This is a genomic window from Pseudomonas sp. 22490, assembly GCF_052044465.1.
Taxonomy (GTDB): domain Bacteria; phylum Pseudomonadota; class Gammaproteobacteria; order Pseudomonadales; family Pseudomonadaceae; genus Pseudomonas; species Pseudomonas aeruginosa.
The window spans coordinates 1-12,357 of sequence record NZ_JBQENS010000004.1; the positions used below are offsets into that span (position 1 = coordinate 1).

General features: G+C 65.4%; 9 protein-coding genes and 1 pseudogene. 4 read left to right on the forward strand and 6 right to left on the reverse strand.

The annotated features are described in order from the left end of the window. A pseudogene (locus tag ACTJJX_RS05485) lies at nucleotides 1–518 on the forward strand (IS3-like element IS222 family transposase); the annotation flags it as partial. A gap of 296 nt (nucleotides 519–814) precedes the next feature. On the opposite strand, the gene ACTJJX_RS05490 reads toward ACTJJX_RS05485, so the two are convergent. From ACTJJX_RS05490 to ACTJJX_RS05500, 3 genes are all read right to left on the reverse strand, one after another. Beyond that, nucleotides 815–1,348, reverse strand: coding sequence for an REP-associated tyrosine transposase (locus ACTJJX_RS05490; protein ID WP_003112472.1), 534 nt, complete (start codon nucleotides 1,346–1,348; stop codon nucleotides 815–817). 359 nt (nucleotides 1,349–1,707) lie between these two features. Further along, the gene (locus ACTJJX_RS05495) at nucleotides 1,708–2,955 is read right to left on the reverse strand and encodes a ribonucleotide-diphosphate reductase subunit beta (RefSeq protein WP_003086547.1); all 1,248 of its coding nucleotides are present in this window, start codon (nucleotides 2,953–2,955) and stop codon (nucleotides 1,708–1,710) included. 263 nt (nucleotides 2,956–3,218) lie between these two features. After that, nucleotides 3,219–6,110: a ribonucleoside-diphosphate reductase subunit alpha gene (locus ACTJJX_RS05500; protein WP_003082358.1), complete on the reverse strand. Its 2,892-nt coding sequence runs from the start codon at nucleotides 6,108–6,110 to the stop codon at nucleotides 3,219–3,221. Nucleotides 6,111–6,842: 732 nt separating this feature from the next. On the opposite strand from ACTJJX_RS05500, the gene ACTJJX_RS05505 reads away from it, so the two are divergent. The 3 genes from ACTJJX_RS05505 (at nucleotide 6,843) to ACTJJX_RS05515 (ending at nucleotide 9,782) form a co-directional block, all read left to right on the forward strand. Further along, a complete protein-coding gene (locus tag ACTJJX_RS05505; RefSeq protein ID WP_003082360.1) occupies nucleotides 6,843–7,553 on the forward strand; it encodes a winged helix-turn-helix domain-containing protein in 711 nt (236 codons plus the stop codon). Nucleotides 7,554–7,636: 83 nt separating this feature from the next. Next, nucleotides 7,637–9,253, forward strand: coding sequence for an ATP-binding protein (locus ACTJJX_RS05510; RefSeq protein WP_016851879.1), 1,617 nt, complete (start codon nucleotides 7,637–7,639; stop codon nucleotides 9,251–9,253). A gap of 319 nt (nucleotides 9,254–9,572) precedes the next feature. Further along, a complete protein-coding gene (locus tag ACTJJX_RS05515; RefSeq protein ID WP_003082372.1) occupies nucleotides 9,573–9,782 on the forward strand; it encodes a cold-shock protein in 210 nt (69 codons plus the stop codon). Nucleotides 9,783–9,887: 105 nt separating this feature from the next. Here ACTJJX_RS05515 and ACTJJX_RS05520 read toward each other — a convergent pair whose 3' ends face one another. Genes ACTJJX_RS05520 through dapE form a run of 3 tightly spaced genes read right to left on the reverse strand, consistent with a single transcriptional unit; the run spans nucleotide 9,888 to nucleotide 12,243 of the window. Further along, nucleotides 9,888–10,271, reverse strand: a complete 384-nt coding sequence (locus ACTJJX_RS05520; protein ID WP_003101810.1) for a hypothetical protein — start codon at nucleotides 10,269–10,271, stop codon at nucleotides 9,888–9,890. A gap of 17 nt (nucleotides 10,272–10,288) precedes the next feature. Next, on the reverse strand, nucleotides 10,289–11,092 hold the full coding sequence (locus ACTJJX_RS05525) for a putative RNA methyltransferase (protein ID WP_003101808.1): 804 nt from the start codon (nucleotides 11,090–11,092) through the stop codon (nucleotides 10,289–10,291). Next, complete coding sequence (dapE, locus tag ACTJJX_RS05530; RefSeq protein ID WP_003082377.1) at nucleotides 11,092–12,243, reverse strand: succinyl-diaminopimelate desuccinylase; 1,152 nt, start codon at nucleotides 12,241–12,243, stop codon at nucleotides 11,092–11,094. The genes ACTJJX_RS05525 and dapE overlap by 1 nt, the downstream gene beginning before the upstream one ends. Between the last annotated feature and the right edge of the window lie 114 nt (nucleotides 12,244–12,357).

The following is a 12,357-nucleotide window of genomic DNA, read 5'->3' on the forward strand; positions in this document are numbered from 1 at the left end:
AATTCGCGACCGAGCATCCCAATCAGGTGTGGTGTGGCGACATCACCTACGTCTGGGCGCAAGGCCGTTGGCACTACCTGGCCGCGGTGCTGGATCTGCATACCCGGCGGGTGATCGGCTGGGCGTTCTCGGCCAAGCCGGATGCCGAACTGGTGATCAAGGCCCTGGACATGGCCTACGAACAGCGCGGCAAGCCACAGCAGGTGCTGTTCCATTCAGATCAGGGCAGCCAGTACGCCAGCCGCCTGTTTCGGCAACGGCTCTGGCGCTATCGGATGCAGCAGAGCATGAGTCGCCGAGGGAATTGCTGGGATAACTCGGCGATGGAGCGCCTGTTCCGCAGTCTGAAGTCGGAGTGGGTCCCGTCAACGGGTTACCTGACGGCGCAGGAGGCCCAACGGGACATCAGTCATTACTTGATGCACCGCTACAACTGGATCAGGCCGCATCAATTCAACGACGGGTTACCACCTGCGGTGGCCGAAGAAAAACTCAACCCACTGTCCGGGATGGGTTGACCACTACACATCGACTTGACGAAGTTCTTTCAATCCCCCGATGCTCGGGCGTTACAGGAAAATCCTGTGTAGCTGCGGATAACGCTTCGCGTTATTCGCCCTACCTCTTCCAGAGAAACATCCGATGCTCCGGTCCGCCCCATCAGGAGGCCGAGCGGAATCGTCGTGTAGGAGGCCGAATGCAGGGGCAAGCGCTTTGGTTACTTTCTCGGGGCCGGCCATCCTGCGAGGCCGAGAAAAAGACTTGGTAGCCGGGGTAGGGCGAATAACGGCACAGCCGTTATCCGCCAGCAGACTCAAACCCGCTCGGCCGCCCGGACCTCCAAGGAAGGATCACCGGCCCAATCCTCGGGATAAAGCCCATCAGCCACGGCCCGGTGGAAGGTGGAGAAGGGCCAATCCTTGACCGCCGTAACCAGCCCGTGTTTCACAGGGTTGAGATGGATGTAGTCGAAATGGCGCCGGTAGTCCGTGTCATTGCGAATCAGGTGTTCCCAGTAGCGCTGCTGCCAGATGGCGCGTTGTCCTCGCCGCCGTTGCGCGAAGGTACGTGATTCGTGGCAGGGGATGCGCCGTGCGAAGCCGGACTTGATGACCTTCCAGCGGGTGGCGAAATCGGCGTCGTCGGGCGGCAGGGTCCAGAGGCAATGCATGTGCTCCGGCAGCACGACCCAGGCATCGATGCGGAAGGGATGCCGGCGCCTGGTCTGGGCGACCACGCGGCGCAGCAGGTCGATTTCGCGGGTCAGCAGGTTGGAGCGGCGGTCATGCAGAGTGACGGTGAAGAAATAGGTGCCGCCGGGGACCCAGGTTCGTCGGTAGCTTGGCATTGGGGATCGTCCGTGTATCCAGAAGGATTTCGGAGCGTACCTTGGCCAGCTGGCGGATAACGCTGCGCGTTATTCGCCCTACGGAGATTTCAGATTGAGCGAATGGTTGGGCATGTTTTTATTTCTTGTTTTCTAGGGCTGTTTGACAGTCCTCAAATAGTCTGTCGATGGTGTCTTGGGGATAGTGAGCTTGGCACATATCTTCTATTTGATTTGGTGAATTAACTTGCTGAACACCTTGGGTTTTTATTTCTCTTTAATGAAGAACCCCGCACAAGGCGGGGCTCTTCATCTCTACCACTGTCCCGAAATCCCTTTCCGGCGACAGCGTCTAACGGTCTTGACCTAAATCGAGAATCTCAATCCCAGCTCAGTGCTCCGCCCGTCTGGTACTCGATAACCCGCGTCTCGAAGAAGTTCTTCTCCTTCTTCAGGTCCATGATCTCCGACATCCACGGGAACGGGTTGGTGGTCCCCGGATACTCTTCCTTCAGGCCGATCTGGGTCAGGCGCCGGTTGGCGATGAACTTCAGGTAGTCCTCCATCATCGCCGCGTTCATGCCCAGCACCCCGCGCGGCATGGTGTCGCGCGCGTATTCGATCTCCAGCTGGGTGCCCTGGAGGATCATCTGGGTCGCCTCGTCCTTCATCTGGGCGTCCCACAGGTGCGGGTTCTCGATCTTGATCTGGTTGATCACGTCGATGCCGAAGTTCAGGTGCATCGACTCGTCGCGGAGGATGTACTGGAACTGCTCGGCGGTGCCGGTCATCTTGTTGCGGCGGCCCATGGAGAGGATCTGGGTGAAGCCGCAGTAGAAGAAGATGCCTTCCAGCACGCAGTAGTAGGCGATCAGGTTGCGCAGGAACTGGCGGTCGGTTTCCGGGGTGCCGGTCTGGAACATCGGGTCGGAGATCGAGCGGGTGTACTTCAGGCCCCACGAGGCCTTCTTCGCCACGCTGGGGATCTCGTGGTACATGTTGAAGATCTCGCCCTCGTCCATGCCCAGCGACTCGATGCAGTACTGGTAGGCGTGGGTGTGGATCGCCTCTTCGAAGGCCTGGCGCAGGATGTACTGGCGGCACTCGGGGTTGGTGATCAGGCGGTACACGGCCAGCACCAGGTTGTTGGCGACCAGGGAGTCGGCGGTGGAGAAGAAGCCGAGGTTGCGCATGACGATGCGCCGCTCGTCTTCGCTGAGGCCGTCCTTGCTCTTCCACAGGGCGATGTCGGCGTTCATGTTGACTTCCTGCGGCATCCAGTGGTTGGCGCAACCATCCAGATACTTCTGCCAGGCCCAGTCGTACTTGAAGGGGACGAGCTGGTTGAGGTCGGCGCGGGCGTTGATCATCTGCTTGTCGCCGACCTGCACGCGCGCGGCGGAGCCTTCGAGGTCGTCCAGGCCTTCCTGGATGTCGAGGTCGTTCAGGGCCTTCTTGGCGCGGGCGACGGCGTCGGAGTCGTCGGCGGAAACGGCGCGCGCTTCTTCCACCGAGCCGGCGGCTTCGTCGTCCAGCTTGTCATGGCCCTGGGCAACGGCCTGGGCGGCGGCGGGCGCGGCCTTGGCTTCGGTCGGGTCTTCTTTGTCGAATTCGTCCCAGCTCAGCATCTTGCTCTCTCCTGGTCTGGCGGCCGTCTCGGCGGCCTGGATATGGGGCGTGAGGTGCACGCGAAAGCGGTGGTCCGGCACGGTCTGGCCGGGCCGTTCTTCTCCCCCGGAGGGAAGAAGGGGATTGTTCCTGGCCCTGGCGAGGGGCCTTGCGCTGCCAGCGTGGCGCTGGACGAGCGACCGTCAGGCGCCGGGCAGGCCGAACCCACGCGAGGAGTCCGGCTTGCCCGGCCGCGACACGGACGCCGTTCAGCGACGCGCGATCACTGGCAGGCTTCGCAGTCGGGGTTATCGATGCTGCACGCCTGCGGCACCGGCGCCGGCTTCGGCTCGGCGGCCGGGGCGGCTTGCAGGCCGTCGTTGCCACCGGCCGACACGGCGTTGAGCTTGCCGGTGTTGATGGTGGACTTCTCGGTGCTGGTGGCGGCCAGGGCACGGAGGTAGTAGGTGGTCTTCAGGCCGCGGAACCAGGCCATGCGGTAGGTCACGTCGAGCTTCTTGCCCGAGGCGCCGGCGATGTACAGGTTCAGCGACTGGGCCTGGTCGATCCACTTCTGGCGACGGCTGGCGGCTTCGACGATCCAGCGGGTCTCGACTTCGAACGCGGTGGCGTAGAGGTCCTTGAGGTCCTGCGGGATGCGCTCGATCTGCTGCACGGAACCGTCGTAGTACTTCAGGTCGTTGACCATGACCGGGTCCCACAGGCCGCGGGCCTTGAGGTCGCGCACCAGGTAGGGGTTGATCACGGTGAACTCGCCGGAGAGGTTCGACTTCACGTACAGGTTCTGGTAGGTCGGCTCGATCGACTGCGAGACGCCGGTGATGTTGGCGATGGTCGCGGTCGGCGCGATGGCCATGATGTTCGAGTTGCGGATGCCTTTCTGTACGCGCTCGCGCAGCGGCGCCCAGTCGAGGGTTTCCGACAGGTCGACTTCGATGTACTTGGCGCCGCGCTCTTCGATCAGCTTCTTCTCCGAGTCGATCGGCAGGATGCCTTGCGACCACAGCGAGCCCTGGAAGGTCTGGTAGGCGCCGCGCTCGTCGGCCAGGTCGCAGGAAGCCTGGATCGCGTAGTAGCTGATGGCTTCCATGGACTGGTCGGCGAAGGCGATGGCCGCGTCCGAACCGTAGGGGATGTGCTGCAGGTACAGGGCGTCCTGGAAGCCCATGATGCCCAGGCCGACCGGACGGTGCTTGAAGTTGGAGTTCTGCGCCTGCGGGACCGAGTAGTAGTTGATGTCGATGACGTTATCGAGCATGCGTACCGCGGTCTTGACGGTCTTCTCCAGCTTGGCGGTGTCCAGCTTGCCGTCGACGATGTGGTTGACCAGGTTGATCGAGCCCAGGTTGCAGACGGCGATCTCGTCCTTGTTGGTGTTCAGGGTGATCTCGGTGCAGAGGTTCGAGCTGTGCACCACGCCCACGTGCTGCTGCGGGCTGCGCAGGTTGCACGGGTCCTTGAAGGTCAGCCACGGGTGGCCGGTCTCGAACAGCATGGAGAGCATCTTGCGCCACAGGTCCTTGGCCTGGACGACCTTGTGCAGCTTCAGCTTGCCGTAGCTGGCCAGGGCCTCGTAGTACTCGTAGCGCTCCTCGAAGGCCTTGCCGTAGAGGTCGTGCAGGTCGGGGACGTCGGACGGCGAGAAGAGGGTCCAGGAGCCGTCGTCGAAGACGCGCTTCATGAACAGGTCGGGGATCCAGTTGGCGGTGTTCATGTCGTGGGTACGACGACGGTCGTCACCGGTGTTCTTGCGCAGCTCGAGGAATTCCTCGATGTCCAGGTGCCAGGTTTCCAGGTAGGCGCAGACCGCGCCCTTGCGCTTGCCGCCCTGGTTGACCGCGACCGCGGTGTCATTGACCACTTTCAGGAAGGGCACGACGCCCTGGGACTTGCCGTTGGTGCCCTTGATGTAGGAGCCCAGCGCGCGCACCGGGGTCCAGTCGTTGCCCAGGCCGCCGGCGAATTTCGACAGCATGGCGTTGTCGTGGATGGCGCCGTAGATGCCCGACAGGTCGTCCGGCACGGTGGTCAGGTAGCAGCTGGAGAGCTGCGGACGCAGGGTGCCGGCGTTGAACAGGGTGGGGGTGGAACTCATGTAGTCGAAGGACGACAGCAGGTTGTAGAACTCGATGGCACGTGCCTCGCGGTCCTTCTCCTCGATGGCCAGGCCCATGGCCACGCGCATGAAGAAGATCTGCGGCAGTTCGAAGCGGATGCCGTCCTTGTGGATGAAGTAGCGGTCGTACAGGGTCTGCAGGCCGAGGTAGGTGAACTGCTGGTCGCGCTCGTGATCGATGGCCTTGCCCAGTTTCTCCAGGTCGAATTCCTTCAGCTTGGCATCGACCAGCTCGAACTCGGCGCCTTTCTCGATGTAGGCCGGCAGGGCCTTGGCGTACAGCTCGGCCATCTCGTGATGGGTGGCGCTCTCGGCCACGCCGAGGAAGCCCAGGGCTTCGGCGCGCAGGGTGTCCATCAGCAGGCGGGCGGTGACGTAGGAGTAGTTCGGCTCGCGCTCGACCAGGGTGCGCGCGGTCATCACCAGGGCGGTGTTGACGTCCTTCTCGGCGACGCCGTCGTAGAGGTTCTTCAGGGTCTCGCGCTCGATCAGCGCGCCGTCCACCTCGGCCAGGCCTTCGCAGGCTTCGCTGATGATGGTGTTCAGGCGGCCCATGTCCAGCGGCGACAGGCTGCCGTCGGCGCGGGTGATGCGGATGCTCGGGTGCGGCTGGGCGACGTCGCTGGCGGCGCCGGCGTTCTTGCGCTCGGCGGCGCGGGCTTCGCGGTAGATCACGTAGTCGCGGGCGACCTTCTGCTCGCCGGCGCGCATCAGGGCCAGTTCGACCTGGTCCTGGATCTCTTCGATGTGGATGGTGCCGCCGGACGGCATGCGGCGCTTGAAGGTGGCGGTGACCTGCTCGGTCAGGCGGCGCACGGTGTCATGGATACGCGACGAGGCGGCGGCGGTGCCGCCTTCCACGGCGAGGAACGCCTTGGTGATGGCCACGGTGATCTTGTCATCGGTGTAGGGGACTACGGTGCCGTTGCGCTTGATCACGCGCAGCTGGCCCGGCGCGGTGGCGGCCAGATCCTGCGACGAATCGGCGGCCTGCGGCGCGCTGGCCTGCGGGTTCTCGCGTGTGGTGTCGGTATGCATGGGTGGGTATCTCCACGTTCTCGTAATGGTTTTGCTAGCGGGCGCCGGGGCGCCCATTCCCTTGAATCGATAAAGAGCCGGGCAGCCGGCCTCGCGGCGGCTGCTTCATTCGAATGCTGAGGGTGGGGACTGTGAGTGCCTCCCTGGCCCTGGCGGGTTCGTGGCGTTTTGCCGTCGAACACAATACCTAGTGGTGTTGACTGTCTGTTTACAGCGTCCGTTGCAACACCCGTACCGCTTTTCCAACGTCATGAAGGGCTCCTTGCGGTGAGCGCCGTCGATGCTTTCAGTACGTCTGGAAAATGCTTTTTTGCGGAGCCGCCGGAGCCATCAGAGTGGTCCGTGCGCGGTTGGTTCCGTTGTAGCCGTTCGTGCGCTCGAAACCCAAGATATAGGGGGTGGCGACGATGGGGATACAAGATAATGCGCTAATGGGGTGTTTGCAAGGTGACAGTCTGGGGGAAACCTGTGGATAAAGTGTGGGTCTTCTGTGCGTGAGTCCTAGGAAGCGTCCGTAGGCCGCGGCAGCGCTGGAGAATGCCATTCGTCGCCCTCGGAAAGCACCGGCGCAGACCTACTCCCCAACCTTTCGGGGCGCGCACCCTACCCACAATATGTAGTGTTTGCAAGATGTTCCTCGCGTGCTGCCGCGCGGCCCCCGTATTGGCTACAATGCGGGCCGCTCTGAGGGGGCCGCACGGCGGCTCCGGGACCGCGATACGAGGAGGCTGTGTGGAGCAAGAAGCCTGGCGCATCCTGATCGTCGAGGACGATCGACGCCTGGCCGAGCTGACCCGGGAATACCTGGAAGGCAACGGCCTGAAGGTCGACATCGAAGCCAACGGCGCACTGGCGGCGGCGCGTATCCTCGCCGAACGCCCGGACCTGGTGGTGCTCGACCTGATGCTGCCGGGCGAGGACGGCCTGTCCATCTGCCGCCAGGTGCGCCCGCAGTTCGACGGTCCGATCCTGATGCTCACCGCGCGCACCGACGATATGGACGAGGTACTCGGCCTGGAGATGGGCGCCGACGACTACGTGTGCAAGCCGGTGCGCCCGCGTGTGCTGCTGGCGCGCATCCGTGCCCTGTTGCGGCGCAGCGAGGCGCCGGAAGCGGGCGCCCCGGCGGCGGACAGCAAACGCCTGGCGTTCGGTCGCCTGGTGATCGACAACGCGATGCGCGAGGCCTGGCTGGACGGGACCACCATCGAGCTGACCAGCGCCGAATTCGACCTGCTCTGGCTGCTGGCGGCGAACGCCGGGCGCATTCTCTCCCGCGAGGAGATCTTCAACGCCCTGCGCGGCATCGAGTACGACGGCCAGGACCGCTCCATCGACGTGCGCATCTCGCGGATCCGCCCGAAGATCGGCGACGACCCGATGCACCCGCGGCTGATCAAGACCGTACGCAGCAAGGGCTACCTGTTCGTCGGCGAGGGCTGAGGCGCTTTTTTCCTGCGGGCCGGGGCGCGGGCGTCCCGGTCGGCCAGAATCAACAGCAGCGGACAGCGGCCGGGGGCTCGCCGATGAAATCCATCTTCCTGCGCATCTATGGCGGCATGCTCCTGGCCCTGCTGCTGGTCAGCGGCCTGGGCCTGCTCGGCCTGCACTGGATCAACGAGGTGCGCGGCGAGCACTACCGCGAGGAGCTGGCGCGCGGCACCTTCCGCCTGATGGCCGACAACCTGCAACCGATGACCGCCACCGAGCGCAAGCGCGCCCTGGCGCAGTGGAGCCGCTTGCTGGGTATTCCCCTGCAACTGCACGGGCTGGATGAGCTGCGGATGGACGGACGCAGCCGCGCGCGCCTGATGAACGGCCAGGTGCTGGTGAAGCAGACCGCCGAGCACGCCGTCACCGTCTATACCCAGGCCGGCGCCGCCGAGAACCTGGTGCTCAGCGGCGAGGTGCAGCAGGTCAGCGAGCAACTGGCGCGGGCCACGGTGTACCTGCTGATGGACGAACTGGTGCGCTACCCGGCCAGCGAACAGCCTTACCACCTGGCGCGGATCGTCCGCGACAAGCGCTTCGGCTTCCCGGTGCACCTGCTCCAGGTCAAGGAACTGGACCTCGACGACGACCAGCGCCGGCGAGTGGTGGAGGGCGACACGGTGATGGCGCTGGGCAAGGACGGCGACTCGATCCGCATCTTCGCCGGCATCCTCGACACGCCCTGGGTGCTGGAGCTGGGCCCGCTGTTCCAGATGAACCCCTATCCGCCGCAGCTGCTGTTGCTGCTCGGCGCGCTGTGCCTGAGCTTCATCGGCCTGATCACCTACCTGCTGGTGCGTCGCCTGGAGCAGCGCCTGCGCAGCCTGGAGGCGGCCGCCACGCGGATCGCCCGCGGCAGCCTGGATACTCGCGTCGAGGTGCGCGGAGGCGACTCGGTGGGACGCCTGGGCGCGGCCTTCAACCATATGGCCGAGCACATCCACCGGCTGCTGACGGTGCAGCGCGAGATGGTTCGCGCGGTGTCCCACGAGCTGCGCACGCCGGTGGCGCGGTTGCGCTTCGGCCTGGAGATGATCGAGACCGCCGAGACCGACGGCGCCCGCCTGAAGTACCTGGAGGGCATGGACAACGATATCCAGGACCTCGACAAGCTGGTCGACGAGATGCTCACCTACGCGCGCCTGGAACAGGGCTCGCCGCCGCTGACCTACCAGCGCCTGGAGCTGGGCGTGCTGGTGCGCCAGGTGGTGGAGGAGATCGCCCCGCTGCGCCGCGAGGTGCTGGTCAGTTGCGAGGAGGGCGCGCTGGTGCCTGAGGAGCTGGGCAGTTGGATCGAGGCCGAGCCGCGCTACCTGCATCGGGCCTTGCAGAACCTGCTGACCAATGCGCTGCGGCATGCCGATCGTCGGGTCAGGATCAGCTACCGGGTCAGCCTGGAGCGTTGCCGGGTGGATGTCGAGGACGACGGGCCGGGGGTGCCGGAGGCGCAATGGGAGCGGCTCTTTACGCCATTCCTACGCCTGGACGATAGCCGGACCCGTGCTTCCGGCGGGCATGGCCTGGGACTGTCCATCGTCCGGCGGATCGTCTACTGGCATGGCGGCCGGGCCTCCATCGGCCGCAGCGAGACTCTGGGCGGTGCCTGCTTCACCCTGGCCTGGCCGCGCAAGGCGGGTCTGCGCGACCGCTGAAAAGCCGACGGAAATATGGCGGCTAGCTATCTGCAAGTGCATGCGCAGACGTATTCCAGGCGTAGCGAAAACATATCGAAAGGCCAGTCCCGCCGGGCGTGGCGAGTATTCCGCCAGGGGCTAAAAAAGTCCTTTTCAGTTGGACTCGTTTGTTTATACTCCGGGACGCGGTGGCTAGTGGAACGCCATTCGAAATGCCCGCTCCAACGGCATTTTGCCGGGGTCGGATAACAAGAACAGCGTTGCGCAGCCGAACCGTCGAAGTCTTCCCGGATTGGGAAGGCCACTTATAAAAAATTGCAAGTTGGAGAGTGTGGTAATGGCTGATCGTGAGGTCGGAACCGTCAAGTGGTTCAATGACGCCAAAGGTTATGGATTCATTCAACGCGATAGCGGTCCGGACGTGTTCGTTCACTACCGCGCCATCCGCGGCGAGGGTCACCGCTCCCTGGTGGAAGGCCAGAAAGTGGAATTCTCGGTGATCCAGGGCCAGAAAGGCCTGCAAGCGGAAGACGTCTCCAAGGTCTGATTCCCGCAAGCAAAAGCCCGTCGCGAGACGGGCTTTTGTCATCCAGCGCATCCACCCCGCCAGGCCCCCGTTGGGTGGCCCCTCGCAGCGCGGGGTTTTCGTCGTTCAGGCGGTGCGCCAGGTAATTTCCTCGACGCCACCGGCGTCGACCCGCAGCCAGCGGTCGGCGTCCTCTTCGCCCTGGTTTTCCTCCCAGCCGCCCGGCGCGCAGCGGATCTCCACGCCGAGCGCGGCATGCGCGGCCCTGGCGCAGGCGAGGTCGTCGTCCCAGGGCGTGCTGTCGCTCTCCAAGAACAGGCTGTGCCACTTGCCCACCGCCTTCGGCAGCCAGGTGACGCGCACCGCGCCGTGCTTGCCGCGGGCGGTGCACTTGAGGGTCTGGCCGTGCTCCTGCCATGGGCCGCAGGGCCCCAGCGCCTGTTCCAGCCAGGCGGCGACGGCCGCGTGCTCGGCGTCTTTCAGGTAGATCTCGATATCCGGTTGGCGCATGGGGTCCTCGGGGACGGTCAGTCGCGTTGCAGCCAATCGTAGCGCACCGCCACGCTGACTTCGAAGGGTTCGGCCAGGATTCGCGCGCGGCGCTCGGGGTTGACCCGCCAGCCGTGCGGGGTCATGGCCAGGAGGTTTTCACGCGCGTCGTAGCTGTCCAGCGCCAGGCGGAACTCGAGGGTCTCGGTGTGGCGCAGGCGCAGTTGCGCGGGCAGGCCGGCGAGGTGCTTGTCGTCGGCGTAGTCGCGCACGTCGTCATAGAGCCGCTGGCGCAGTTCCAGCAGGTGCGCGCTGGCCGGGCCCAGGCGCAGTACGCCGCCGCCGGGGGCGAGGACGCGCACGGCTTCGTTCCAGTCGATCGGGCTGAACACGCTGGCGATCAGCTCGCAACTGGCGTCGGCCAGCGGCAGCCGGGCCATGCTCGCCACCAGCCAGGACAACTGCGGCGCGCGGCGGCAGGCGCGTTTCACCGCCTCGCGGGAGATATCCAGGGCATAGCCTTCGGCGCCGGCCAGGGCTTCGCCGAGCCGGGCGCTGTAGTAGCCCTCGCCGCAACCGATATCCAGCCAGCGTCGCGGCGCGCGTTCGGCGGCCAGTTCGGCCAGGCGCCGGGCCAGCGGCGCGTAGTGGCCGGCGCCGAGGAACTGGCGACGGGCCTCGACCATGGCGGCGTTGTCGCCCGGATCGAGGCTTTTCTTGTGCTGCACCGGCAGCAGGTTCAGGTAGCCCTGGCGGGCGCGGTCGAAGCGGTGCCCGGCGGGGCAGGCGACGCCGTTGTCGACCTCGCCCAGGGCGGCGGAGCAGAGCGGGCAGATCAGCATCAGGCGAGCAGCCTCACCAGGGTCTGGTAGTAGATTTCGGTGAGCAGCTCCAGGTCGCTGGCCAGGACCCGCTCGTTGACCTGGTGGATGGTGGCGTTGACCGGGCCGAGTTCGACCACCTGGGTGCCCATGGTGGCGATGAAGCGTCCGTCGGAGGTGCCGCCGCTGGTCGAGGGCTGGGTCTCGCGGCCGGTGACCGCCCTGATGCTGGCGGCCACCGCATCGAGCAGTTCGCCCGGCTCGGTGAGGAACGGCAGGCCGGACAGCGCCCATTCGACGTGCCAGTCCAGGCCGTGCTTGTCGAGGATCGCCTCGACGCGTTTCTGCAGGCCTTCGACGGTGGATTCGGTGGAGAAGCGGAAGTTGAACAGCGCGGTCAGTTCGCCGGGGATGACGTTGGTGGCGCCGGTGCCGGAGTTCAGGTTGGAAACCTGGAAGCTGGTCGGCGGGAAGAAGGCATTGCCGTCGTCCCAGTGTTCCGCCGCCAGTTCGGCCAGCGCCGGGGCGGCCAGGTGGATCGGGTTCTTCGCCAGGTGCGGGTAGGCCACATGGCCCTGTACGCCGCGGATGGTCAGCTTGGCGCCGAGGGAGCCGCGGCGGCCGTTCTTCACCACGTCGCCGACCAGGCTGGTGCTCGACGGTTCGCCGACGATGCACCAGTCCAGGCGCTCGCCGCGTGCGGCGAGGCGCTCGACCACCGCCTTGGTGCCGTGGTGGGCCGGGCCTTCCTCGTCGCTGGTGATGAGGAAGGCGATGGCACCCTTGTGCTCCGGGTGGTCGGCGACGAAGCGCTCGACGGCGACGATCATCGACGCCAGGCTGCCTTTCATGTCCGCCGCGCCGCGCCCGCAGAGCATGCCCTGGTCGTCGATCAGGGCGTCGAAGGGTTGGTGCTGCCAGGCCTGCAGCGGGCCGGTGGGGACCACGTCGGTGTGCCCGGCGAAGCACAGCACCGGGCCGTCGCCGCCGCGCCGTGCCCAGAAGTTGTCCACCTCCTCGATGCGCATCGGCTCCAGGGCGAAGCCGGCGGCTTCCAGGCGGCGCATCATCAGGGCCTGGCAGTCGGCGTCGAGGGGCGTGACGGAGGGGCGGCGGATCAACTCGCAGGCGAGTTCGAGGGTCGGCGAGAGACTCGGCGAAGAGGCGGTCATGGGGAGTGCATCCTGAGCGGGTCGAGCGGAAAGGGGGAATCTTAAAGCATAAACGCGGGCGAAGGGACGCCGTTTAGGCGAGCGGAGCCGGCTGTCCCGACGCCTCGCTCGACC